This is a genomic window from Marinobacterium sp. BA1, from assembly GCF_041155135.1.
Classification (GTDB): Bacteria; Pseudomonadota; Gammaproteobacteria; order Pseudomonadales; family Balneatricaceae; genus Marinobacterium; species Marinobacterium iners.
On the sequence record NZ_BAAFHC010000001.1, the window covers coordinates 3028880 to 3052276 of the forward strand.

Annotated in this window: 21 protein-coding genes and 3 tRNA genes; 11 read left to right on the forward strand and 13 right to left on the reverse strand. The window is 56.8% G+C overall.

Going from position 1 to position 23397, the window contains the following annotated elements; all coding sequences use genetic code 11:
* Nucleotides 1–29 precede the first annotated feature (29 nt).
* The 3 genes from ACAM29_RS14735 to ACAM29_RS14745 form a co-directional block, all read right to left on the reverse strand.
* Nucleotides 30–2504: a TonB-dependent receptor plug domain-containing protein gene (locus ACAM29_RS14735; protein WP_369624562.1), complete on the reverse strand. Its 2475-nt coding sequence runs from the start codon at nucleotides 2502–2504 to the stop codon at nucleotides 30–32.
* 88 nt (nucleotides 2505–2592) lie between these two features.
* Nucleotides 2593–3714, reverse strand: a complete 1122-nt coding sequence (locus ACAM29_RS14740; protein ID WP_369624563.1) for a cytochrome-c peroxidase — start codon at nucleotides 3712–3714, stop codon at nucleotides 2593–2595.
* Between the two features lie 75 nt (nucleotides 3715–3789).
* Entirely contained in the window at nucleotides 3790–4332 is a 543-nt protein-coding gene (locus tag ACAM29_RS14745; RefSeq protein WP_369624564.1) for a gamma carbonic anhydrase family protein, read from the reverse strand.
* A gap of 116 nt (nucleotides 4333–4448) precedes the next feature.
* On the opposite strand from ACAM29_RS14745, the gene prlC reads away from it, so the two are divergent.
* Genes prlC through ACAM29_RS14760 form a run of 3 tightly spaced genes read left to right on the forward strand, consistent with a single transcriptional unit; the run spans nucleotide 4449 to nucleotide 7370 of the window.
* Entirely contained in the window at nucleotides 4449–6479 is a 2031-nt protein-coding gene (prlC, locus tag ACAM29_RS14750; protein ID WP_369624565.1) for an oligopeptidase A, read from the forward strand.
* Nucleotides 6480–6490: 11 nt separating this feature from the next.
* Entirely contained in the window at nucleotides 6491–6766 is a 276-nt protein-coding gene (locus tag ACAM29_RS14755; protein ID WP_091827500.1) for a YheV family putative zinc ribbon protein, read from the forward strand.
* The gene (locus tag ACAM29_RS14760) at nucleotides 6756–7370 is read left to right on the forward strand and encodes a DNA-3-methyladenine glycosylase I (RefSeq protein ID WP_369624566.1); all 615 of its coding nucleotides are present in this window, start codon (nucleotides 6756–6758) and stop codon (nucleotides 7368–7370) included. The genes ACAM29_RS14755 and ACAM29_RS14760 overlap by 11 nt, the downstream gene beginning before the upstream one ends.
* A gap of 18 nt (nucleotides 7371–7388) precedes the next feature.
* Here the strand turns inward: ACAM29_RS14760 and ACAM29_RS14765 are convergent, their stop codons facing one another.
* From ACAM29_RS14765 to ACAM29_RS14785, 5 genes are read right to left on the reverse strand one after another with little or no spacing between them, the layout of a single operon-like run.
* Nucleotides 7389–8495, reverse strand: coding sequence for a sorbosone dehydrogenase family protein (locus ACAM29_RS14765; protein WP_369624567.1), 1107 nt, complete (start codon nucleotides 8493–8495; stop codon nucleotides 7389–7391).
* A gap of 60 nt (nucleotides 8496–8555) precedes the next feature.
* Nucleotides 8556–9893 (reverse strand): MATE family efflux transporter, encoded by a 1338-nt coding sequence (locus tag ACAM29_RS14770; RefSeq protein ID WP_369624568.1) that lies wholly within the window; start codon nucleotides 9891–9893, stop codon nucleotides 8556–8558.
* Nucleotides 9890–10687 (reverse strand): zinc ABC transporter permease subunit ZnuB, encoded by a 798-nt coding sequence (znuB, locus tag ACAM29_RS14775; RefSeq protein ID WP_091827548.1) that lies wholly within the window; start codon nucleotides 10685–10687, stop codon nucleotides 9890–9892. Before znuB ends, ACAM29_RS14770 begins: the two co-directional genes overlap by 4 nt.
* A complete protein-coding gene (gene znuC, locus ACAM29_RS14780) occupies nucleotides 10680–11468 on the reverse strand; it encodes a zinc ABC transporter ATP-binding protein ZnuC (RefSeq protein WP_369624569.1) in 789 nt (262 codons plus the stop codon). Before znuC ends, znuB begins: the two co-directional genes overlap by 8 nt.
* A complete protein-coding gene (locus tag ACAM29_RS14785; RefSeq protein WP_369624570.1) occupies nucleotides 11461–11958 on the reverse strand; it encodes a Fur family transcriptional regulator in 498 nt (165 codons plus the stop codon). The genes znuC and ACAM29_RS14785 overlap by 8 nt, the downstream gene beginning before the upstream one ends.
* 68 nt (nucleotides 11959–12026) lie before the next feature.
* Between ACAM29_RS14785 and znuA the strand changes: the two genes are divergently transcribed.
* From znuA to ACAM29_RS14800, 3 genes are all read left to right on the forward strand, one after another.
* Complete coding sequence (gene znuA, locus ACAM29_RS14790) at nucleotides 12027–12995, forward strand: zinc ABC transporter substrate-binding protein ZnuA (RefSeq protein WP_369624571.1); 969 nt, start codon at nucleotides 12027–12029, stop codon at nucleotides 12993–12995.
* A gap of 60 nt (nucleotides 12996–13055) precedes the next feature.
* Nucleotides 13056–13142 (forward strand) — tRNA-Leu (locus tag ACAM29_RS14795).
* 75 nt (nucleotides 13143–13217) lie between these two features.
* Nucleotides 13218–13304: transfer RNA gene (locus ACAM29_RS14800), tRNA-Leu, on the forward strand.
* A gap of 103 nt (nucleotides 13305–13407) precedes the next feature.
* Here ACAM29_RS14800 and ACAM29_RS14805 read toward each other — a convergent pair.
* Nucleotides 13408–13539 carry a hypothetical protein gene (locus tag ACAM29_RS14805; protein WP_302847906.1) on the reverse strand — a complete coding sequence of 44 codons (132 nt, stop codon included), beginning with the start codon at nucleotides 13537–13539 and terminating at the stop codon, nucleotides 13408–13410.
* Between the two features lie 827 nt (nucleotides 13540–14366).
* Here ACAM29_RS14805 and ACAM29_RS14810 point away from each other — a divergent pair.
* On the forward strand, nucleotides 14367–16724 hold the full coding sequence (locus tag ACAM29_RS14810) for an EAL domain-containing protein (RefSeq protein ID WP_369624572.1): 2358 nt from the start codon (nucleotides 14367–14369) through the stop codon (nucleotides 16722–16724).
* A gap of 65 nt (nucleotides 16725–16789) precedes the next feature.
* On the opposite strand, the gene ACAM29_RS14815 is transcribed toward ACAM29_RS14810, so the two are convergent.
* From ACAM29_RS14815 to ACAM29_RS14830, 4 genes are all read right to left on the reverse strand, one after another.
* A tRNA-Phe gene (locus tag ACAM29_RS14815) sits at nucleotides 16790–16865 on the reverse strand.
* Nucleotides 16866–16920: 55 nt separating this feature from the next.
* Nucleotides 16921–17193 carry an oxidative damage protection protein gene (locus ACAM29_RS14820; RefSeq protein WP_354408975.1) on the reverse strand — a complete coding sequence of 91 codons (273 nt, stop codon included), beginning with the start codon at nucleotides 17191–17193 and terminating at the stop codon, nucleotides 16921–16923.
* Between the two features lie 15 nt (nucleotides 17194–17208).
* Nucleotides 17209–18252, reverse strand: coding sequence for an A/G-specific adenine glycosylase (gene mutY / locus ACAM29_RS14825; RefSeq protein ID WP_354408977.1), 1044 nt, complete (start codon nucleotides 18250–18252; stop codon nucleotides 17209–17211).
* Entirely contained in the window at nucleotides 18249–20405 is a 2157-nt protein-coding gene (locus ACAM29_RS14830) for an AsmA family protein (RefSeq protein ID WP_369624573.1), read from the reverse strand. The genes mutY and ACAM29_RS14830 overlap by 4 nt, the downstream gene beginning before the upstream one ends.
* A 149-nt stretch (nucleotides 20406–20554) precedes the next feature.
* On the opposite strand from ACAM29_RS14830, the gene hisB reads away from it, so the two are divergent.
* Genes hisB through hisF form a run of 4 tightly spaced genes read left to right on the forward strand, consistent with a single transcriptional unit; the run spans nucleotide 20555 to nucleotide 23377 of the window.
* On the forward strand, nucleotides 20555–21148 hold the full coding sequence (gene hisB / locus ACAM29_RS14835; protein ID WP_091827547.1) for an imidazoleglycerol-phosphate dehydratase HisB: 594 nt from the start codon (nucleotides 20555–20557) through the stop codon (nucleotides 21146–21148).
* Nucleotides 21149–21151: 3 nt separating this feature from the next.
* On the forward strand, nucleotides 21152–21799 hold the full coding sequence (gene hisH, locus ACAM29_RS14840) for an imidazole glycerol phosphate synthase subunit HisH (RefSeq protein WP_369624574.1): 648 nt from the start codon (nucleotides 21152–21154) through the stop codon (nucleotides 21797–21799).
* A gap of 52 nt (nucleotides 21800–21851) precedes the next feature.
* Complete coding sequence (gene hisA / locus ACAM29_RS14845; protein WP_091827488.1) at nucleotides 21852–22592, forward strand: 1-(5-phosphoribosyl)-5-[(5-phosphoribosylamino)methylideneamino]imidazole-4-carboxamide isomerase; 741 nt, start codon at nucleotides 21852–21854, stop codon at nucleotides 22590–22592.
* Nucleotides 22593–22603: 11 nt separating this feature from the next.
* Entirely contained in the window at nucleotides 22604–23377 is a 774-nt protein-coding gene (gene hisF, locus ACAM29_RS14850) for an imidazole glycerol phosphate synthase subunit HisF (RefSeq protein ID WP_091827487.1), read from the forward strand.
* Nucleotides 23378–23397 lie beyond the last annotated feature (20 nt).

Below are 23397 nucleotides of genomic sequence, written 5' to 3' on the forward strand. Positions count from 1 at the left end.
ATGACGGACTGCTCTGCTCTCTCAAAACGTTAGAAGCGCATGCCCACTTCCAGCCAGACCTTGCGGCCGGGAGTGTAGGTATCGCTGATGCTGTCGTAGCGACTGATTTTGGTACTAACCACCTGATCGAACAGGTTGCTGACCTCGACCATTAGATAACCCTGGTTGGATGACCAGAGGCGCGGTTTCCACTGCACTTTGGTGTCCAGGGTCACCAGGTCGGCCAGTGTGTAATCCTCATAGATATCGTATCGGCTGCCATCACTGTCGGTGTAGTTGTCGCCGTTGTCACGGGCGATGGTGCCGCCACTGCGCAAGCTGACAAAATTGGACCAGGTCAGGTTCCACGCAGGGACCTGTGTAATAGTGCTCAGGCCGATGTTAAGCGGAATATTGTAATCCCAGGCGGGCAACTCGCTGCCATCGATGACGCGGCCCTTGTAATAGACAGGGTTAGGTTCCTGGTCATAGGCGTCATCGCTTTGCAGGTCAGATTCGGTTTGTTTCCAGCCGACGGACAGGCTGGCGACCGTTTCAGTGCCGGCTAATTTCAAAGGGTGACCGGCATGATCCAGTGTCCAGGTAATACTATCGGTGTCATTGCTGCCGCTGTTGTCGTAGTAGTTGCCGTCGTCGTCCTCGTTGCGACGGATACTGTCACGGCTGGCACGACGCACCAGTTTCAGGCTGCTGTTGAAGGGCCCCAGTTGCTGTGCCCAACCCAGCATCAGCTCATCTGAATAGGGGGTAGCCAGATTGTTGCTGCGGGAGAGGTCAGCGTAGGTGGTTGTCTTGGTTATGTTCCCGTTGGTGTCGTAATAGGTCAGGGTGTTCCAGCTGCGAATGACATCATTGATGGCATAGCGCAGGAAGCTGCGCCCGTAATAACGGTTGGCCCCGGCCGTCAGTCGGGTGCTGCCGTCACCGAAGGTATCCCAGGTCGCGCTCAGGCGGGGTGCGACATCCAGGTTTTCCAGCCAGCTGTTGTAATCGGCCCTTAGGCCGAGTCGGAACTGCCAATTGCCCCGCTCGATGCGGTCGTCCAGATAAAGGGCTGCAGTGGTGAAGTCCAGTGATACCTTGCCGGCGCCGTAGTCGAATGCGCGAGCCAGATATTCGTCGCCAAAATCACTGTCACCACTGCCATTCTGGTCTATGCAGCCGTTGCTGCCGTTGTCGACGACACAGTTGTATTCGCGGAAGAAGGCGCCTTCCGGTCGCTCATAGAAGCTTTCGGTGTATTTCAGGTCGCCGCCGATGATCAGGTTATGGCGGCTGTTGCCCCAGGCCATGGGAGCCAGCTCCAGTTCGGGTGACAGGGAAAAGGCAGTCTGTTGCTGGTTGGTATCGCCATAGCCGCCGGACTGGGTTGGCAGGATGCCTTCCAGTGACTCGTGCCGTGTGAACAGGTTGCTGCCGCTGTCCAGCTCGTCGCTCATGCGATCCAGCGCCATATCGAGGTTGAAGCGGGCACCGGAGTCCAGCGTGTATTCCAGATTACCACCCAGGCCCCAGCTGCTGTGGCTCTTGGTGAACATGTCGTCATAGCGGGTGGAGGTCAGACCGTCATGGCTACGATCGGAATGCCTCAGGCTGAAGCTGGTGTGCAGTCGCTCATGCCAGCGGTGATCCAGCTTGGCGTGCAGGTTGTCGATTCGGTCGTCATAGTAAACCCGGTGCAGCATGTCCAGGCCATCACTGTAGCTTTGCAGGAAATTGGAACTGCGTCGACTGACACCCAGGGTCAGGCCGGTATCCTCACCGATGCCCTGTTGAGCAGACAAGGTGTAGTTGTCCTTGCGATAAATAGGGGTGTATTCCGCGCTATAGCTGTCAGCTGTGTCGAACTCTTCCTCGTCACGAGCATCGATGTGGAAGGATTCCCATTCGTCACGTTGGATGCCGTAGCGCAGGTTGACGAAGTCGTTGCCGTCGTAATGCTTCACCTTGGCGCTGACCACCCCGCCGGCAAAGCCGCCGAAGCTGGCGGGCACGTTGCTGTCGTAGACTTCTACCTGTTCCAGCAGGTCCACGTCCAGATAGTAGCCCTGGGGTGAGCTGCCACCGATCACACCGGTCAGACTGGGACTGCTGAATAGGTCGCCGCCGGAACCGGGGTTTATATCGCTGGTGGTATCGATGCCGTCAATCATGAACAGGTTTTGGTAGTACGGCTGACCATGGAAAGAAAACTCCTCCGGGCGCATGATGCCGCTGTTGGCAGAGCCTCGGCCGTTGCGGGAAAAATCCACTGCCGGATTGATGCGCAGCAGGTCGGCCAGGTTACCTTCGCCTGTGGGTAGCTGCTCGATCAACGTCTGATCGATGACCTGAACCCCGGTGGCGATGTCATAACCGGTTACTGTGATTTGCGGCAACGATGTAATGCAAGGCTCCTCGTTATCGCAGGCTTCGCCTGAATCTCTGAGGGCATCTGCCAGTGTGGGTGGCATATACAGTCCGGCCAGCACGGTAATGAGAGGAGTAAGATGGATATATCGCATGTTGTCCCTTGGCAAACGTCTTGATGGCAGGTGTACCGCAGGTCAGAAGAAGCAGCTGACAGCGGGAAGCGACAACATAGTAAACTATTTAATGATACGAATCATTATCATTAAGGTTTATTTGTTTGGGCGGTAACTTAGGCGGCCGCAAGGCCAGTGGGCGCCGGCTCAGGGTATTCAGGAAGGCTTCCAGAGCATCAAGTTCATGGTTGCTCAGGTGCAGTGGGCGTATAAGTGGCGATAGTTGAGGCAGATCGGGATGCAACTGACTATCGCCGATCATGCCGGCATTGTACATGTTGAGTATGCCGCGAAGGCTGGGGAAAAAACCATTGTGCATCCAGGGAGCCGTGTGGCTGAGATCACGCAGGCTTGGTGTGCGAAACTTGCCCCGATCTTCGATTTGCCCTGTTGCCTGCTCTCGTCCCGTATCTTCGTATTTACGGCCATAGTAGCTAAGTCCCGTGTGGTGAAACTTGCCATCGGAATATAACGGGCCATTGTGGCAGTTCAGGCATCCAGCTTTGGTTCGGTAGAGGTGCAGGCCGAAGATTTCCTGGTCATTGAGGACGTTGTACTGTCCTTGAATGAAACGGTCCAGCCTGTTGGGTCGTGAAACAATGCGGCGCTCAAAAGCGGCCAGAGCCTTGGCCAGCCGCACTGCATCCGCAGGCCCGGGACCGAAAGCGTTTGTGAATGCCTGACGATAGCCCGGGATCTGGTTCAGCCTCGTCAGGACCTGGTCCAGATTGGCATTCATTTCTATCGGGTTGGTGATCGGCAGCAGTGCTTGCTCAACCAGGCCTGTGGCGCGGCCATCCCAGAACAGATGATCGAACCAGGCGGCATTCAGAATGCTCATACTGTTGCGTGCCCCGGCCTGACGGTCATGACCAAAGGCGACACGGCGGCCATCGGCCCAGCCCAAGTCAGGATCGTGGCAACTGGCGCAGGCAATTTGGCCAGAGCCTGACAGTCGGGGGTCAAAAAACAGCTGCTGTCCCAGCGTCTCGATAGCCGGCGTATGCCAGTCGACAGGAGGAAGCTCAGGCAGCGGGGCAAGCTCAGCTACGGGGCCTGCCTGCTTGTGCAGTTCGGCAGCAGGCCACTGCGAAGCCGGCTGCCGGTAGTCATCCGGTGAGAACGCTTGCGCCTTAAGTGCTGCAAAAGCACATAATGTCAGCGCCAGGGACATGATGTACGGAGGCATGTGGGGTGGGCTCCAATACGTTGGTTATGACCTGCCGCACATTCTGCATTTAACGATAATGATTATCAAATATGTTTATTGGGCCCAGTCCTCCGCTCGGTGCTTGTCTTTCAGGCGTGAGTAGTTCTCGGCGGTATAGGTGAAGAACGCGCGCTCCTGTTCTGTCAACTCGCGCTGGGGCTTTGCCGGACGGCCTACGTAGAGATAGCCGCTTTTGAGTGTCTTGCCCGGTGGCACCAGGCTGCCGGCACCCACGATTACTTCATTTTCCACCACGGCGCCGTCCATGATCATCGCGCCCATCCCCACCAGTACACGGTCGCCGATGGTGCAGCCGTGCAGCATCGCCTGATGACCGACGGTGACATGATCACCGATAATCAGCGGGAATCCATCCGGGTTGTACGGGCCTGCGTGTGTGATATGCAGTACCGAACCATCCTGAATGCTGCTGCAGCGACCAATGCGGATGCGGTGCATGTCACCGCGAATCACCACCAGCGGCCAGACCGAGCTGTCGTTACCGATCTCCACGTCACCCAGTACAACCGCGCTGGGATCGACAAACACCCGCTCGCCCAGTTTTGGTGTCATCCCCTGATAAGGGCGTATATTCATAACCGCTCCTGAATCGATTGAAATAAGGCTCTGTGGTCCCCATTGTATAGCAAAGTGCACTTTTGAACGCCTGCAGACGTACAACCGCTGAAAGGCCGCAACCGATGGAGACACCGATGTCCAACCCGCTGCTTGAGACCCACCTGCTGCCCCCGTTCAGCCGTATCCAGCCCGAGCATGCCGTGCCCGCTGTCGATGAACTACTGACGCGCAATCGCGAACGCATCGCGGCGTTGACTGCCGACCCGGAGCGCAATGACTGGTCGCTGATGGCTGAGCTGGAGCAACTCAACGATGAGTTGGCACAGGCTTGGTCACCGGTATCGCACCTGAACGGCGTGATGAACTCGGATGCCTGGCGTGAGGCGTACAACGCCTGTCTGCCGAAACTGTCCGAGTACTGGACCGAGTTGGGCCAGCATCAGGGACTGTTCAAGGCGTTCGAATCTCTGGCACAGAGTGATGCCTACCCGCAGTTGAGTAAGTCACGCAAAAAGGTGATCGATAATGCTCTGCGGGATTTCCGCCTGTCCGGTATTGCCCTGCCGGAAGCCCAGCAGAAGCGCTATGCAGAGCTGCAGCAGCGCCTGTCCGAGTTGACCACACGGTTCTCTGAGAACGTACTGGATGCCACACAGGGCTGGTGGAAACAGATCGATGATGAAGCGGAGCTGGCCGGGCTGCCGGATCATGCCGTTGCCGCCGCCAAAGAGGCCGCGAAGGCGAAAGAGCTTGAGGGCTGGGTGATCACGCTGGACTTCCCCGCCTACTACGCCGTGATGGCCTTTGCCGACAGCCGTAATCTGCGCGAAGAGCTGTACCGTGCCTACAGCACCCGCGCATCCGATCAGGGGCCGAAGGCCGGTGAATGGGACAATTCGGCGGTGATGCAGGAAATTCTGGATCTGCGCCACGAGTTGGCGCAGCTGCTGGGCTTCGACACCTATGCCGATTACTCGCTGGCAACCAAAATGGCGCAGTCACCGCAACAGGTGGTGACCTTCCTCGAAGAGCTGGCCACGGAAACTCGCCCGATTGCCGAGCGTGAGCTGGCCGAGCTGCAAGCCTTTGCCCAGGAACGTGATGGCATTGAAGAGCTGATGGCCTGGGATGTCACCTACTATGGTGAGAAGCTGAAACAAGCGCGCTATGACATCTCCCAGCAGGAGCTGCGTCCCTACTTCCCGCTGCCGAAAGTGCTGGATGGCATGTTCACCATCGCCGGTCGTCTGTTTGATCTGGACGTTGAAGAGCAGTCGAGCTTCGACAGCTGGCACAACGATGCGCGTCTGTTTGCACTCAAGCGCAACGGCGAGCCCTTTGCCTACTGCTATCTGGACCCCTTTGCCCGCAGCGGCAAGCGTGGCGGTGCCTGGATGGACGACTGTCGTGTACGGCGCCGCCTGAGCGACAGCCAGTTGCAGCTCCCGGTGGCCTATCTGGTATGCAACTTCACCCCGCCCCTGCCCGGCCAGCCGGCGCTGCTGACCCATGATGAAGTGACGACTCTGTTCCATGAGTTCGGTCATGGCCTGCACCATATGTTGACGCAGATGGAAGAGGCAGACATCAGCGGTATCAACGGTGTCGCCTGGGATGCGGTGGAGCTGCCGAGTCAATTTATGGAGAACTGGTGCTGGGAACCGGAAGCACTGGCGCTGATCTCCGGTCATCATGAAACCGGGGAACCGCTGCCGCAGTCACTGCTGGACAAGATGCTGGCGGCCAAGCACTTCCAGTCGGCGATGATGATGCTGCGCCAGCTGGAATTCTCACTGTTTGATTTCCGTCTGCACCATGAATACCAGCCGGGCAAAACCGATATTCAGGCGCTGCTGAACCGGGTGCGGGATCAGGTATCGGTGATACGCCCTCCGGCAGAAAACCGCTTCCAGCACAGCTTCAGTCACATCTTTGCAGGTGGCTATGCCGCAGGCTACTACAGTTACAAGTGGGCCGAGGTGCTGTCGGCCGATGCTTTTTCCCGTTTCGAGGAGGAAGGCATCTTCAATGCGGAAACCGGCGCCGCCTTCCGTCAGGAGATTCTGGAACAGGGCGGTTCGGGTGATCCGATGGATCTGTTTGTGGCCTTCCGTGGCCGGGAGCCCAGTGTGGATGCCCTGCTGCGCCATTCCGGTATCCGCTGAGAGGTTGAAAAATGAGTGTAAGCAAGCGCTTTATTGCCGGTGCGGTCTGTCCGCGCTGTGGCGAGATGGATACGGTCAGAATGTACCGTGATGACGAGCGAGAATACCGCGAGTGTGTAAAGTGCGGTTTCTCGGATTCGCTGCGACTGGATGGTCGCCCTGATCCTGAGCAGATCGAAACCCGCGTCAGCGGGGAGCGTTCGGACCGTGCACCGGCCTCCAAAGCGGATGACAGTCCTCAGCCGATTCGCATCCTTGATGCGGGCGGCCTGCGTCGTGATCACTGACAAGCCCGATACTGCATCGCACCAGTCCTGTGGCTGGGCGATGCAAAGTCCGCTTGAGCATGCCTATCATGACCATGAATGGGGTGTGCCGCAGACGGATGATCCGGTGTTGTTCGAATTTCTGGTACTGGAGTCGGCTCAGGCAGGTCTGAGCTGGCGCACGGTGCTGGAGAAGCGTGAAGGTTACCGGCGTCACTATTGCGACTTTGACCCCGAGCGGGTGGCTCTTTTCGGTGAAACGGAAGTGGCCGCGATGCTGGCGGATCCCGGCCTCATCCGTAACCGTGCCAAAGTCGAAGCCTCAATCAACAATGCCAGAGTGTTTCTTCGCCTGCAGGCGCACCACGGCAGCTTTGCCCGCTTTCTGTGGCGCTATGTTGAGGGCCAGCCGATCCAGTCCGGTTTTGAACGGATGGAGCAGATTCCGGCCCAGACTGCCCTGTCGGTGCAGCTGGCGAAAGATCTGAAGCGTGAAGGCATACGCTTTTTCGGCCCCACCATCGCTTATGCCTATATGCAGGCAGTGGGGTTGGTGAATGACCACTTACTACACTGCCCTCGCCAGAAGGCTTGTCGAGAGCTGGCCGGACACATTGAACTGTAGTGCCCCGCGGTAGAAACGTTACTGGGTCTGATACCAGACCCGATACACCAGCCCGGCCTTGTCATCGGAGATCAGCAGATCACCCTGTGGCCGCACCAGCACATCCACCGGACGTCCCCAGTCCCGCTCGTCCTGCAGCCAGCCACTGATAAAGGTCTGAATCTGCGTCACCTCTTCCCCTTCTGTATCCACCCGAATCACCTCATAGCCGATCTTGCTGGAGCGATTCCAGGAGCCATGCAGGGCAATAAAGGCGGTGGTATTGGGGGTATCGGGGAACGCGTTATCGAAGGCCCCATCCCTGTGGTGGTAAAAGCTCATGCCCAGCGCCGCGACATGGGGGCCCAGCAGCGCCACCGGCGGCTCTGCATTGATGGCATTGGCGCCCTTGCCGAACTCCGGGTCTGAAACTCCGTCGGCATGTACAAAGGGAAAACCGAAATGCAGCCCGGCGCGGTCGGCTCGGTTCAGCTCGTCATCAGGCAGATTATCGCCCATATGGTCGCGTCCGTTGTCGGTAAACCAGAGGCTGCCATCTTCGGGATGCCAGTCAAATCCCACTGTGTTGCGTACCCCTCGAGCCCAGGGTGCGGCCTCGCCGGTGGCAGGATCAAAACGCATGATGCTGGCAAACTGAGGGTCCGATTGCAGACATACATTGCAGGGAGCACCAAGCGTGAAGTAGAAAGCCCCATCCGGCCCCTGCTTCAGATACTTCCAGCCGTGGTGGGTGATATCGGGGAGGCCATCCAGTATAACCTCGGGCTTGAGCGGCTGCTCCAGTCGTGACTCCACATCGACAAGCCGGATCAGCTGAGTCAGTTCGGCCACATACAGATCGCCATCCACAAAGCTGATGCCGTTGGGCAGGCGTCTGCGTTCCAGCAGAGTATGACGGGTTTCATAGCGCTGATCACCGTCCAGATCCTGCAGCGCAAACACCCGTCCATCGCGCCGTGTGCTGACAAACAGTGTGCCATCGGGGCTCAGTGCCAGCTGCCGGGCGTTGGGCACTTCAGCTGCGACCTCGATTCTATAGCCATCTGGCAGTTTTAGTTGCTCCAGTGGCGCGGCAGCCAGCGGCAGGCTCAGTGCCAACAGTGTTGTGGTCAGTGTAATGCGCATCCTGTTCTCCCCTGCCTGTGTTCGGGATAAGTCTGGTTGCCACGCCGTGATTTTGCCAGTTCAGCTAAACCAGACATTGTGCCGCTGCATGCGCCAGAACACCCAGCCACCGCTGAGGCCGCGGGCTGCAAACAGGGAGATGAAGGCCAGCCAGAGGCCGTGATTACCCATGGGCTGGGCTATCCACCAGATTGGAGCGAACACCATAAACACCGAGAACAGCATGGTGTCCTGCATTGCCTTGACCTGAGTGGTACCGATAAAAAGACCATCGAGCAGAAAGCTCCAGCAACCGATCAGCGGCAGTATGATTATCCAGGGAAGGTAGCGGCCGGCGATTTCGCGTACCTCAGTGATGTCGGTCAGTAGGTGAATGATGGTGTTGCCGCCGAGCCAGAACACCAGCGTCAGCATAATCGCACTGACCAGCGACCAGAAGGCGGTGCAGCCGAGTATGCGTCTGAATTCACTTGGGTCACGCCTGCCTACGGCACGCCCGATCAGCGCTTCCGTGGCATGGGCGAAGCCGTCCAGGGCATTGGAGATCAGCAGCAGAAAGTTCAGCAGTACGGCATTGGCGGAGAGTATCGCCGTACCCTGCTGGGCACCCTGTGCAGTAAAAAAGGCAAAGGTCAGCAGCAGGCTAACCGTGCGTACAAACAGATAACGGTTTACCTGAATCAGTGCCTTGTAGTCGCGCAGGCGCCGTAGCTGAGGCCAGAGCCACTGCCCCGCGGTTTTGAGCAGCAGGCGGCGACAGAACCATAACCCAAGCAACAGGCTGAAATATTCGGCCAGCACCGTGGCTAAGGCAACCCCGTCCGCTTTCATGCCTAGCCCGAACACGAACAGCAGGTCCAGCAGCATGTTGAGCAGGTTGGTACTGGTCAGCAGAATCAGGGCTATGCGGGTATTCTGCATGCCCACAAACCAGCCCAGCAGAGCGAAGTTACACAGCACCGCGGGTGCGCCAAAGGCCCGAATTTCGGTATAGCGGGTGGCTTCGGTCAATACATCCGACTCGGGGCCCATCAGCTGCAGTGCCAGTGTGGTCAGCGGCGTGCGCAGCAGCAGGATCAGCAGCCCGATACATGCGCCCAGTACCAGCGACTGCCCCAGCAGCGTGCGCAGCCGGTCGCCATCCTCGCGGCCATGGGCCTGCGCCACCATGCCAGTGGTACCCATGCGCAAAAATCCGAATGCCCAATAAAGGATGGAGAAGATCATGCCGCCCAGCGCAACGGCACCCAGATGATGGGGCTCGGGCAGATGACCGATAACAGCAGTATCCACCAGGCCCAGAAGCGGCACCGTGATATTGGACAACATCATGGGCCAGGCCAGTGACCAGACCCGCCGGTGAGTGGCGCGGTCGGGCCAGTGCTGCGCCATTTTCATCTGCCCTGCAGCGAGCGCATCGGCAGTGAATAGAGAATCAAAAATTCAACCAGCGCCGTGACCACGACCGATGGCCCGGCGGGCGTATCCCAGAACCAGGAAGCACTGATCCCACCGACTACCGCCAGCATCCCCAGCAGCGACGCAAACAGTGCCATCTGCTCAGGGGTGTTGGCCAGGCGCCGAGCGGCTGCAGCCGGTATGATCAGCAGCGAGGTGATCAGCAGGATGCCCACCAGCTTCATTGCAACCGCGATCACCACCGCAATCAGCAGCATCAGGCCCAGACGTACCCGCGCCACAGGGACCCCCTCCACCTGCGCCAGTTCTTCATTGATGGTGATCGCCAGCAAGGGGTTCCAGAGCCGCCACAACAGCAGTATTACTACGGCTCCACCGCCGTAAATCCACCAGAGATCGGCAGGTGCGATCGCCAGCAGGTCACCGAACAGATACTCCATCAAGTCAATGCGTACGTTATCCAGCAGGGCCACCGCGACCAGCCCCAGCGACAGAGCGCTGTGTGCCATGATCCCCAGCAGAGTGTCGGTGGCGACCAGATGCTGGCGTTGCAGAGACACAAGCAGCACCGCCAGCATTACACAGCAGGCAACGACTGCCAGATTCAGGTTGATATCAAACAGGAATCCCAGCGCGATACCCATCAGGGCCGAGTGCGCGAGGGTATCGCCGAAATAGGCCATGCGGCGCCAGACCACAAAGGCACCGAGCGGGCCTGCCAACGCGGCAATGCCTATGCCGCCGGCCAGCGCGAGGATCAGAAAATCAGCCACAATGATGTCCACTGCATTCATCCGGTTGCGGATGGTCAACGATGATATCGCCATGGACATCATGCTTGTGGCCATGGTGATGATTATAAAGTGCCAGAGCACTCGCCTGTGCCGGGCCGAACAGTTCGAGAAACGACGGGTCGTTACTGACATGCTCGGGGTGGCCCGAACAGCAGATATGATGATTGAGGCACACGACATGGTCGGTAGAGGCCATCACCAGATGCAGGTCATGTGAGATCATCAGTACCCCGCATTGGCGCTGTTTGCGAATATCGGAGATCAGCCGATACAACTCCAGCTGGCCGTTAATATCCACCCCCTGAACAGGCTCATCCAGCACCAGCAACTCGGGATCACGCAGCAACGCTCGCGCCAGCAACACGCGCTGGGTCTCACCACCAGAAAGATTGTGGATGGAATGTTTAAGCAGATAGGCCGCGCCGACATCTTCCAAAGCTTGGAGCATCAGGTTCTGATCTACCCGTTTAGGAATACTGAGAAAGCGCTCGACCGACAGAGGCAAAGTGCGGTCGATATGCAGTTTCTGCGGCATATAGCCGATCTTGAGTTGTGGTTTTTGCCAAACATTTCCACTGGAAGGTTTGATCAGGCCCAGGATGACTCGTACCAGAGTAGTCTTCCCTGCCCCGTTGGGGCCGATCAGGGTTGTGATGCAGTTATCATGCAGATGCAGATTGATATTCTGCAGCGCCGGCTGGCGATTGAACTGTACGCTGACCTGATCAAGCTTGACCAGGTCTGGCCCGTGTTCAGCCATGTAAGTGCTCCTGGCGCTGGCAATTGGGACAAAGACCGGTGACTTCGACAGTTTCCTGTTCGACCTTGAATCCAAGCGCAGCAGCACTTTGTTCAAGTACGGCATGAATCGAGGCCGAGTCCAGCTCAGAGGTTGCGCCGCAACGTCGACAGATGAGGAAGCTGCCTTGATGAGGATGTTCCGGGTGAGGGCAACCGACAAATGCGTTCAGTGACGCAATCCGATGGACCAGCCCCTGCTGCTGCAAAAACTCCAGTGCGCGGTATACGGTGGGTGGTGCCGAGTTGAAGCCTGCCTCGGCCAGTGCCGGCAGCAGCTCGTACGCGCCCAGTGGCTGGTGGCTTTGCCAGATCAGCTTCAATACCAGTTCACGGATCGGTGTCAGACGCTGGCGTCGCTCGCGGCAAATTTGCCGAGCGAGGGTGAGCGCCTGATCGATGCAATGCTGGTGATTATGATCGGCCGCGAAGGCAAGCGAGTCAGTCGTCATGACGTGAGTACATCCGATTCAATGTGTTATATTATAACCTATAAAGCATCCTGAGGAGACTTTACACCATGCTGCATAATTCTGCCCGCCCCCTGCGGACACTGACCCTGCTTTCTGCCCTGGCGCTGGCGCCCGTGGTTCAAGCATCCGAGGTTGTTACCAGTATCAAGCCGCTGCAGTTGATTACAGCTGCCCTGACCGAAGGTGTAACCAGCCCGGAGGTGTTGCTGCCGGCCGAGGGTTCACCCCACCATTACGCCCTCAAGCCATCAGACATGCGTAAGCTGACGGATGCGAAAGTCGTGATCTGGGTTGGCCCCGGGCTTGAGCAGTTCATGGTGCGCCCTCTTGCCCGAACCGATGCAGAGATTGTAACACTGCGTCCCGATCTTGAGGCGCACCTGCATCAGGAGGCTGAGCCTTCCGATCATGACCATCATGATGAGCACGAACATGAGCACGAAAATCATGTGGCCGATGATCATACCGAAGAGCACCACGATCACGGCGCAGGCAATGATCCGCACATCTGGTTGGATCCGATGAACGGGCTGGAGATTGCACAGCAGTTACTGCCTGAACTGCAGCAGGCACTGCCTCAGCACTCGGTCCAATTGCAACAGAACTATGAGGCCTTTGCCAGTGCACTGAAGCAAAAGGAGCGTGCCATTGCAGAAGAGTTGGCTCCCTACGGTGATGCTGGGTTCTTTGTATTCCACGATGCCTATTCAGGCTTTGTTGAACACTATGGCCTGAAGCAGCTGGGTTACTTCACGGTAGATCCTGCACGCAAACCCGGTGCACGACATCTGGCCGAGATCAGGCAGCAGCTTGAAGCAGCGAAAGCTGTCTGTGTATTCAGCGAACCCCAGTTTACCAGTGCGGTAGTGGACGCAATCATCAGCGGCTTGCCGGTTGCTCAGGGCGAGCTTGATCCACTGGCTCGTTCGATCAACGTCAGTGCTGAGGGTTATCTGGATTATCTGCAGAGCCTGAGCGACAGCTTTCGTAGCTGTCTGGCAAAAAAAGCGGACTAAAAATCGCAGACGGGCTTCACAAGCCCAATGGGGCGCTATATAATGCGCCCCACTTTCGAAGCAGATGTGGTGGAATTGGTAGACACGCTAGCTTCAGGTGCTAGTGCCTTCACGGGCGTGGGAGTTCGAGTCTCCCCATCTGCACCACCTTTCATCCCAGGATGTAAGGCACTTCGAAAGCAAAATTTGAGTGGTAAGGCACATTAAAACGTCTCACCCAATGCAGATGTGGTGGAATTGGTAGACACGCTAGCTTCAGGTGCTAGTGCCTTCACGGGCGTGGGAGTTCGAGTCTCCCCATCTGCACCATCCCGATCAGGTTCCTGATCATCCGGGATGAAACCACAGATAAACAAAAAACCCGACAACATCATATGTCATCAGGGCTTTCTGTTGTTTTGTTTCAATATTTTCAGTTGGCCACCAGCAAATACAATTGCACCAGTGCCGGAAAAATAGCCACGACCAACCCTGCCAGTACCATGGCGATTGACGGTACCACTCCGACTACTTCTACGCCTTTCTCTTCATGTGCATAACTCATGGCAAATACCCCTTTAAGATCGATTCACTACAGAGCGTATCGTTTACCCTGTATCTATAATGGGTATAGCAAACCCGGTGCCAACCTGACTAATCGCCATATAAGTGATAATTTTCAGTATGTTAGCAACGATTGAGGGCGGGTTATCAGAATCGTACTGGCAGACTCGTATGTCATTTATGGCATCTGACGCCATTATTGACAGTGATGATTGTTTTCCGGTTCAGCTTATTTGCGTAAATCCGACAGTGGTCGTCAAGTACAGATCCATGGACGGAATATCCACAGAACTAAAGTTACACACAGCTTTTTCGGAAAACATCAACCTTGGCTTCCCTGGCCCTGGAATCAATCGAGTTGTGGGTAAAATGTGTATGGCACAGGTTGTTCGGTAAACTGGACATTAAACAACCAGTTTTTCACAAGCCTTATATAGTGGGGGCTGTGGCGGGTTGTCATAAAACCGTACCAAGGTTGTTAACACCTCTGTGCAGCGATACTGGGGATAACAATCAAGCGCTTTGATCCACAGGTCTTTCAGAAGACAGAGTGCTCGTGATCTTTTGTGCACAGGAGCGGCTGAAGATCTCAGTTATGTGTGTAACCTGTTCGCATCTGCAACTCATTGGATCACTCGTATTGGTTATGTAAGGTTAAAGCGTAGTGACTTACTGATTTATTGCGTTGCTCTTTAAGAACATGTTTCCATGGGTTCATTGACCCATGCAAGGTGCCGATGGCACTGGTATGTTGCATAATGGTGACTAGCACTTTGCCACAGGGACAGCGGCAGCTCGTTTGCTGGCCCCAGGGATTGGAGACCCGAGATGACTTTCGGTAGTAGTAATCGAGCCAAAGCCCGCCTGCTGGCCAGACGACCGCGTGCGACAGCACCCCTCAAGCAGTCAATTATCTGGGGGCTGTTGTCACTGGTCGGGCTCTTTATTGTCGGGCTTTGGGTGATTTCCCGCCTCAATCTGGAATATTCTCAGCGAACGCTGGCCGAATTTCACCAGCGTCAGATCGAAGTTGCCTTTACCAACAGTCTTGATCGGGTTAATAGCCGCCTGCAGCAAATAGAGCAGGACTCCCTGAGGCTGGTACGCATCGGGCAGCGTCTGAAAGCCAGCTCCACTCCCGGTCAGCAAACTGAACTGATGCAGCTGTTGTTGGAACGCTCTGAACTGGCTGGAGTTGGGTTCTGGTATGGAGTGAGCAGTGATGGTGTGCCCGGTGGTGGTGTTCAAGTCTATCGCATGGAGGACGGTGCACAGACTGCGTCTGCGCAGGCAGGGCTGGAGCTGCGCAAGGAGCACTGGGAGCCACTGCTGACCGAGAATGTGAGCCCTCCCCGTTATTGGTGGACCCCCATGTATACCCACCCACTCAGTGGCGAGCCTGTCATAAGCCTGGTCATGCCCGTACTGGAAGGCTCCCGTGTAGTGGGAGTTTTGAGCACAGATTGGCAACTCCAAAACCTGCTGACCTTGCTGAACAGTGCTGATATCGCTTCCGGTGCGCGAATCTGGCTCAGTTCAGGGCATGAGCGGCGTCAGGCTACGCCGCTGGACGAAGCACAGGCGGGCGCCATACTGGACCAGGTCGAACAGTATCTGATGTTCGAAACGGCGGGCGCCGCCATGCAGCATGATTCCTACCGGATAGCAGGGCAGCCACTGGAGCTGTATTACGCTACCACCCGTGCCGGCCTGCGCCTGACGGCAGCGGTACCAAGAGATGAGATGAGCGCGGTGCTGTTGCCACTGCAGAAAAACAGTAACCGTATTCTGCTGTTGGGGGGGCTGGCGATCCTGCTGCTGTCGGCGCCCATTCTGTTCAAGGTCACTGCCCCTCTGCGCGAGCTGAAAGCCTCTTACACCGATGAATTGACGGGACTGCCTAACCGCGCTCGTCTGTTACAGGAGCTGCATTACGAAAGTGGTGTGACACTGATATTGGTCAATCTGGACCGATTCCGCGAGATCAATGGCCTGTTTGGTGATGCCTGCGGTGACTATATCCTGAAAGAGGTTGCACTGCGGCTTGAAGGGTATATCAGTAGCATGGAATGGCATGGAACCCGGCTTTACCGCCTCAGCGGAGATGAGTTTGCGATTCAGGCACCACGGCGTAAACCGGAACTGATTGAAGCTGAACTGGAGGCGTTGCTGCGCTGCCTGCGTCAGGCTCCGGTGTTTTGGCAAAACCACCAGATTAACCTCAGTGCAACCCTGAGTGCAGCGGTGCCCTGGTACGATGCTCCGCGTCAGCACAGCCTGTTCATTCACGCCAAGGAAGCGTTACGAGAAGCACGTCAGCAGGGGCTGCATTATCGTGTGTATGATGGCTCGCAGCCGCTGGAGCAGCAGTTTGAACACAATCAGATCTGGGCCGGGAAACTGCGTGAAGCGCTGGACAGTGAGCGGCTGGTAGCCTGGTATCAGCCGATACTGAATAATACCACCGGTCGTATCGACAAGTACGAATGCCTGGTGCGCATGCTGGATGCCGAAGGCAACCCGGCCAGCCCCGGGCACTTTCTGGGAGTTGCCGGAAAGCTGCGGCTTGACCGTCATATAACCCGGATCATGGTGGAACGCTGCTTTGCCCGTTTTCAGGACTCGCCGCTGCAATTTTCGATTAATCTGGCTTACGGTGACCTGCAGGATATCGAGTTGACCGGCTTCATTCTTGAAAAACTGGATGAAACAGGCGTGGGGCCGAGGGTTATATTCGAAATTCTGGAGTCGGACAGTATCGACAATTACGATCAGGTGAAAGAGTTTGTCGATCAGGCCAAGCAGCGCGGCTGTCGCATTGCCATCGATGACTTCGGTACAGGCTATTCCAACTTCGAGCATCTGCTGCAGCTGCAGGTGGACCTGATAAAAATTGATGCCAGCCTGATCCGCAACCTGGACAGTGACACCAATGCGCGTCGAGTTACCCGCGGGATTGTCGGCCTTGCACGCAGTATGAAGATTGAGACCGTGGCGGAGTTTGTACACTCGCCTGAAATTCAGATGGAGGTGTTGAGGCTTGGGATCAGCTTCTCACAGGGTGCCCTTATCGGTATGCCCTCGTCTGAGTTGATGGTGAGTGTGCCCAAGGAGTTGGTGCAGCAGACCTATTGCGGACGCAGTACGTCCGTGCAGCAGCTTCGGGCTCCGGTGACGAGACGCTGAGATAGACAGATAAAACAGGCAGATACAAAAAAGCCCCGCTTTCGCGGGGCTCTTTTGTTGAATTTTGGTGCCCAGAGACGGAATCGAACCGCCGACACGGGGATTTTCAATCCCCTGCTCTACCGACTGAGCTATCTGGGCAACGGGGGCGTATTAAACCGGAAAGCCTTAAGGTGGTCAAGCCCCGCAGGTGGAATTATTTTTCCGGCGGCACGTAGCCATCAGCCTTGTCATATTCTTCACCGGAGAGAAACTTTTCCATCTCCTGCTGCAGATACTTGCGGCTTTCCGGGTCCATAAGGCTCAGGTGCTTCTCGTTGATCAGCATGGTCTGATGATCGGTCCACTCCTGCCAGGCCTTTTTCGATACGTTGTCATAGATTTGCTGTCCCAGCTCACCCGGATAGGGCGCGCGTTCCAGACCTTCCAGTTCCTGTTTGTACTTGCGGCAGAAAACCGTGCGTGTCATATGCTGTCTCCGATTTCAGCTGGCGTAACGTTCAAGCAGGCGCTTGACCGGTGCGGCCAGCCCGATATTTGCAGGATGGTCCACGTTATACCAGAGTGCAGGCGGGCCTTCCATGACAGAGTTTGTGGGGTCTTTAAGTGCAACCCGGGCCGGAGTGATATCCAGATGGTAGTGGCTGAAGGTATGGCGCAGCGGCTCCAGTACCTGTGTCGCAGCATCATCCAACGCGATACCAAGGGTTGTGGGGGCATCGCGCAGGTCGGCCACTTCAGGCAGGCTCCAAAGGCCACCCCAGATACCGCTGGGCGGGCGCTGCTGCAGAAGGATTTCGCCCTCTTCATTGCGGATCAGCAGCATCAGCGTCTGTTTCACTGGTAACACTTTCTTCGGCCGAGGGGACGGCAAACGGTCAGTCAGATTCAGCGCTCGGGCCTCACAGCTCTGTTGCAGCGGACAGAGCAGACAACTCGGCTTGCTGCGGGTGCAAAGCGTTGCGCCCAGGTCCATCATCGCCTGAGTGTAGTCGCCCACCCGCTGATGCGGGGTATTGTGCTCGGCATAGGCCCAAAGCTCCTTCATCACCGAGGGGGTGCCGGGCCAGCCTTCCACGGCGTAAAAGCGTGCCAGTACCCGCTTGACGTTGCCATCGAGGATGGCGGCGCGCCTGCCGGTCGAGATCGAGACTATGGCCCCGGCGGTGGAGCGACCGATGCCGGGCAGTTGTTCCATCTCTGTAACCGTATGCGGGAATTCGCCGCCCAGCTCACGGCTGACGATGCGGGCGGTCTTGTGCAGGTTGCGCGCACGGGCGTAATAGCCAAGACCTGTCCAGAGGTGCAGCACCTCATCCTGGTCGGCATCTGCCAGCTCATGCACAGTCGGGAAGCGCTCCACAAAACGTTGAAAATAGGGAATCACCGTTTTCACCTGAGTCTGCTGAAGCATGATCTCGGAGATCCAGGTGAAATAAGCGGTTTTTTCGGCCTGCCAAGGCAGGTCATGGCGGCCGTGCCGGTCAAACCATTCCAGCACGGCTGAGTGGAACTGCTCTGCTGTCATTGGCCAAACAGCCCCTTGAGCACGCCTGCACCCTCTTCGCCCAGTTTCTCCTTCAGCTTGTCTTCCACCTGAGGACCGACTTTTTCTTCAATCTTGCGACGGGCTTCTGCCTTGATGATGTCGGAAATGAAGCTGGTATCAAGGCGGCATAACTTGGCAGGCTCATCGTAAAAGCCGCCCTTGCAGTTTACCGGCACCTCGACGCCTTCCAGCCGGTCATTGACCGAGCAGCTTTGGTTGAACAGGTTGTCTTCAATGGTCAGGCCCACTCGATAGTCCAGTGTCTGCTGTGGCAGATTGATACTGCCACTTCCTGCCAGTGCCATCGCATCCAACTGGGCCTTGAGATCCTGATTGCTGACCACACCGTTGCGGATGTTGAAGCTGGCGCCCAGATCGGCAAAGGGCGTGGTTTTGTCGACCTGTTCGGCGTTGATCCACAGCGCCGACAGATTGTTGATGCCCTGGCACATGGACTGAGCGGCATCGATTCCCTTGATCAGGCCCTCTGCCATGCCCAGATTGGCAGTACCGTTGAGGGAGTTGATCCAGGCGTGGATTGACTGTCCGCTCATGCTGAGTTCTGCCTTTGCATTGAACTTGCCGGCCATCACATCGGTGTCGGCCAGTGTCTGTAACACCGAACCGATCTGTATACCGTTGATCTGCTTGCTGACACTCAGTTGCAGCGGTGTCTTGCGAGCATCGATGCGAGCGGTAGCTTTGATCTGCCCTTCAAATACATCGGTCTTGAAACGGGTCAGACGAATCAGGCCATTGTCAGCGCTCGTACTAAGTCCGAGGTTGCTCATGTTGATGCCGTTGACCTTCAGACTCTCCAGATCAAGGTCGGCACTGAGGTTAAGCGCGCGCAGGGGCTCCAGCGGAATGATCTCGTCTTTGGGCCAGCCAGAACTGCGAGCCGTTGAACGGTTGCCGGTGCCGTCCGACTCTTTGGCGGCTGAGCCGGTTGCCGGTGGCAGGTATCGATCTGCATCCAGAGAGTTACCCCTGAGCTTGAGTGCGATCACCTGAGAAGCGAGTACAAAACTGGCTTCACCGTCGAGTTGGGTATCGTCCAGCTGCACAGAAAACGGTTTAAGCTGTACCGTACCGGCAGGGCCACCGAGAGTCGCCTTGAAGGATGCGCTGGTCAGAGCGTTGCTGTCGGACGTTTCCGGCGTGTTCTGACCGAGTTGGGTCAGCAACTGTTTCGGGCTGAAACTGTTACTCTGTAGAGCGCCGCTGAGTTCAGGCTGACTGAAATTGCGCAGTTTGATGTTACCGCTCAGTATCAGTGGATCAGCTTTAAGGCTAAGGTTGCTGATGTCCACCTGCTGCTCATTGATGCGGGCATCAATGTTGGCTGCCAGCGCAAACTCAAGGACGGCGGGAACAGCTGCGCCCTCAATCAGTTTCAGGGTGGAATTGAGATTGCCCAGACGGTAGTGGTTTTGTGTCAGGTCCAGAGTGATATCGGTAGTCAGATTGGCTTGGGTACTCAGCTGCAGTTCGTTGGCTGCAAACTGTTGCAGGGCAAAACTCAGCTCAAGTGGAAATGCCCTGTCCTGGCTGACGCGCCCAGTGGACAGGTTAAGGTCACTCAGCTCGATGCGGCTGTCACTGGTCTGGTCGGTAAAAGTCAGGGCCGCGTTGCGCAGCTCAATCGCCTCGATATCGATCGCCAGCGTCTTGCCCCCATCGGCCGGCGTTGCAGGCTTGGTTTCTGCCGCTGTCTCTCCAGCCTCAGAAGCGGCTGCCAGGGCCTCAGTATCTGCAGTCCAGTTGTTGTCCTCGGCCGACTGCACCAGCTCCAGTTGCAGACCGTCGACCAGAATACGGTTCATCTGCAGCTGCCCGCTCAGCAAAGCTGGAATGCTGACTGAAATCTCAGCACGTTCAAGCCGACCCAGTGCTGGTTTTTCGGGATAGCCCACACCTACACTGTTCAGTTCAAGTGCCAGCCAGGGGTAAAAAGACCAGCCGATATCACCGGCAATATCCAGTTCAATGCCGGCCTGCTTCAACGCCGCATCACGAATCTGTGATTTGTAATCGTTGGGGTTAACCAGCGTCACCACTGCGATGGCGGCCGCCACCAGCAGGGCAATGATCAGCAGGAAGATTACAGCTATCAACTTGATTGCTTTCATAAAGTGGCCCTGTGTTTCCCCGGGGATTTAGACTGAGTCTGAGTATAGCGGAACTGAACGCCAGATTCTGTCAGTAGGCAATGAACCTGCCGTTCAGCGACGGTTGAATGTATAATGATCGTTTTGGTAAAACCATGGCGGAGAGAAAGATGGCCGAGCGCAAAGCCCAGGTAACCCGCAACACGCTGGAGACCCAGATCAGTGTTGCAATCAACCTTGATGGCACCGGGCAGCTGGATGTGGATACCGGTGTGCCTTTTCTGGATCACATGCTGGATCAGATCGCCCGGCATGGCCTGATCGACCTTGAAATAAGCGCCATCGGCGATCTGCATATCGATGACCATCACACCGTGGAAGATATTGGCATCACCTTAGGTCAGGCGTTCAAGCAGGCGGTGGGTGACAAAAAGGGTATCCGTCGTTACGGCCACGCCTATGTTCCGTTGGATGAAGCTCTGTCGCGTGTGGTGATCGATTTCTCCGGTCGTCCCGGCCTGGAAATGCATGTGGATTTCACGCGGGGCCGCGTGGGTGGGTTCGACGTGGATCTGTTCAGTGAATTCTTCCACGGCTTCGTCAACCATGCTCAGGTAACGCTGCACATCGACAACCTGCGTGGCAAGAACACCCACCATCAGGCCGAAACCGTTTTCAAGGCGTTCGGCCGTGCTCTGCGCATGGCGCTGGAGTTCGATCCACGTGGCGAAGGGATTATGCCCTCCACCAAAGGGTGCCTGTAAGTCATGAGCAGTATCGCAGTAATTGATTATGGCATGGGCAACCTGCACTCGGTGGCCAAGGCGCTGGAGCATGTTCAGCCGGGCGTTGAGGTACGGGTAACCGCTGACCCGGAGCAGGTGCGCAGTGCGGACCGTGTTCTGTTGCCCGGTGTTGGGGCAATTCGTGACTGTATGGCCGAGATCCGCCGTCTGGGTGTTGATGCCGAAGTGCGTGAAGCGATCGCGTCAGGCAAGCCGTTTCTGGGTATCTGTGTCGGCTATCAGGCGTTGATGGACTTTTCCGAGGAAAACAGCGGCGTCGACTGCCTCGGCGAGTTTGGGGGCCGCGTCAACTTCTTCGGCAACGACCTCAAGGATGCCGATGGCGAGCGTCTGAAAGTGCCGCATATGGGCTGGAACCAGGTCTACCAGACAATCGATCACCCACTCTGGGCCAATATCGATGACGGCAGCCGCTTTTACTTCGTGCACAGTTACTATGTGAAGGCAAAGCAGCCTGAACTCGTGGCTGCGACCTGTAATTACGGTGTCGACTTCGATGTGGCGATCGCTCGCGATAACGTGTTTGCGGTGCAGTTTCATCCTGAGAAAAGCCAGAAGGTGGGGCTGCAGCTGCTGCAGAACTTCCTCAACTGGGACGGCCGCCCCTGAGCCATACATTCGCACGAAAACTTTTTACTGATTATTCTGGATCTGAGCCGATATGCTGATTATTCCCGCGATTGACCTTAAAGATGGTGCCTGTGTTCGTTTGCGTCAGGGGCGCATGGACGACTCCACCGTATTCTCCGACAACCCGGTCGATATGGCCGCCAAGTGGGTGGACGCCGGCTGTCGTCGTCTGCACCTGGTCGATCTGAACGGCGCCTTTGCCGGTGAGCCGGTCAATGGCGAGATCGTGAAGAAGATTGCGGAGGCCTACCCGGACCTGCCGATCCAGATCGGCGGAGGAATTCGTTCCGCCGAGATCATTCAGGCCTATCTGGATGCTGGCGTAGAGTACGTCATCATCGGTACCAAGGCGGTGAAAGAGCCGGAGTTCGTCACCGAAATGTGCAAGCGGTTCCCGGGCCACATCATTGTGGGACTGGACGCACAGGATGGTTATGTGGCGATCGATGGCTGGGCGGAAGTTACCGACGTGAAAGCGGTTGATCTTGCCAAGCGCTTCAAGAACGATGGTGTCAGTGCCATTGTCTACACCGACATCAGTCGCGATGGCATGATGCAGGGCGTGAACGTGGACGCCACGGTGGAACTGGCGCGTGAAGCCGGTATTCCGGTAATCGCCTCCGGTGGTGTGACCAATATCGACGATATCAAGGCACTGGCAGCAGTCGCTGATCAGGGTATTCTGGGCGCTATTACCGGCCGTGCCATCTATGAAGGCACGCTGGACGTGGCCGAGGCCCAGACGCTGAGCGATCAGCTGACTGCCAAGTAAGAGGACACGAGATGGCTCTGGCAAAACGCATCATCCCCTGTCTCGACGTTGAAAACGGCCGCGTGGTGAAAGGGGTCAAGTTCCTCGACATTCGTGATGCCGGTGACCCGGTGGAAGTAGCCAAGCGCTACGATGAACAGGGCGCAGACGAGATCACCTTTCTCGACATTACCGCCACCCATGAAGGCCGCGACACCATGGTGCATACCGTGGAGAAGATGGCGTCTCAGGTGTTCATTCCTCTGACTGTAGGTGGCGGCATTCGCACCTGCGAGGATATCCGCACCATGCTCAATGCGGGTGCCGACAAGGTGTCGATCAACAGCGCGGCGGTGACCAACCCCGACTTCGTGCGTGAAGCGGCGGAAAGATTTGGCAGCCAATGTATCGTGGTGGCGATCGATGCCAAGAAGGTCAGCCAGCCGGGCGAACCCGACCGCTGGGAGATCTTCACCCACGGCGGCCGCAAGCCGACCGGACTGGATGCAGTGGAATGGGCAAGGAAAATGGTCGACTATGGTGCCGGCGAGATTCTGCTCACTTCAATGGATCAGGACGGTGTCAAGAGCGGGTATGATCTTGGCGTGACCCGTGCCATCAGCGAGGCTGTGCATGTGCCGGTCATTGCGTCGGGTGGCGTTGGCAATCTGGACCATCTGGTAGAGGGCTGCACGTTGGGCAAGGCCGATGCCGTGCTGGCAGCCTCGATCTTTCACTTCAATGAATACACCATCCCGCAGGCGAAGGAATACATGCGCCAGCACGGGATTGAAGTGCGTCTGTAAACAGGCTAAGGCCGGCCGGG

Excerpts from the sequence above, each read along its gene's own strand:
- hisF (WP_091827487.1), top strand. The coding sequence starts at position 22,604 with ATGGCTCTGGCAAAACGCATCATCCCCTGTCTCGACGTTGAAAACGGC.
- ACAM29_RS14740 (WP_369624563.1), bottom strand. The coding sequence starts at position 3,714 with ATGCCTCCGTACATCATGTCCCTGGCGCTGACATTATGTGCTTTTGCA.
- znuA (WP_369624571.1), top strand. The coding sequence starts at position 12,027 with ATGCTGCATAATTCTGCCCGCCCCCTGCGGACACTGACCCTGCTTTCT.
- ACAM29_RS14810 (WP_369624572.1), top strand. The coding sequence starts at position 14,367 with ATGACTTTCGGTAGTAGTAATCGAGCCAAAGCCCGCCTGCTGGCCAGA.
- prlC (WP_369624565.1), top strand. The coding sequence starts at position 4,449 with ATGTCCAACCCGCTGCTTGAGACCCACCTGCTGCCCCCGTTCAGCCGT.
- znuC (WP_369624569.1), bottom strand. The coding sequence starts at position 11,468 with ATGGCTGAACACGGGCCAGACCTGGTCAAGCTTGATCAGGTCAGCGTA.
- ACAM29_RS14770 (WP_369624568.1), bottom strand. The coding sequence starts at position 9,893 with ATGAAAATGGCGCAGCACTGGCCCGACCGCGCCACTCACCGGCGGGTC.
- ACAM29_RS14830 (WP_369624573.1), bottom strand. The coding sequence starts at position 20,405 with ATGAAAGCAATCAAGTTGATAGCTGTAATCTTCCTGCTGATCATTGCC.
- ACAM29_RS14735 (WP_369624562.1), bottom strand. The coding sequence starts at position 2,504 with ATGCGATATATCCATCTTACTCCTCTCATTACCGTGCTGGCCGGACTG.
- ACAM29_RS14805 (WP_302847906.1), bottom strand. The coding sequence starts at position 13,539 with ATGAGTTATGCACATGAAGAGAAAGGCGTAGAAGTAGTCGGAGTGGTA.
- hisB (WP_091827547.1), top strand. The coding sequence starts at position 20,555 with ATGGCCGAGCGCAAAGCCCAGGTAACCCGCAACACGCTGGAGACCCAG.
- ACAM29_RS14785 (WP_369624570.1), bottom strand. The coding sequence starts at position 11,958 with ATGACGACTGACTCGCTTGCCTTCGCGGCCGATCATAATCACCAGCAT.
- ACAM29_RS14745 (WP_369624564.1), bottom strand. The coding sequence starts at position 4,332 with ATGAATATACGCCCTTATCAGGGGATGACACCAAAACTGGGCGAGCGG.
- mutY (WP_354408977.1), bottom strand. The coding sequence starts at position 18,252 with ATGACAGCAGAGCAGTTCCACTCAGCCGTGCTGGAATGGTTTGACCGG.
- ACAM29_RS14820 (WP_354408975.1), bottom strand. The coding sequence starts at position 17,193 with ATGACACGCACGGTTTTCTGCCGCAAGTACAAACAGGAACTGGAAGGT.
- ACAM29_RS14755 (WP_091827500.1), top strand. The coding sequence starts at position 6,491 with ATGAGTGTAAGCAAGCGCTTTATTGCCGGTGCGGTCTGTCCGCGCTGT.
- hisA (WP_091827488.1), top strand. The coding sequence starts at position 21,852 with ATGCTGATTATTCCCGCGATTGACCTTAAAGATGGTGCCTGTGTTCGT.
- ACAM29_RS14765 (WP_369624567.1), bottom strand. The coding sequence starts at position 8,495 with ATGCGCATTACACTGACCACAACACTGTTGGCACTGAGCCTGCCGCTG.
- hisH (WP_369624574.1), top strand. The coding sequence starts at position 21,152 with ATGAGCAGTATCGCAGTAATTGATTATGGCATGGGCAACCTGCACTCG.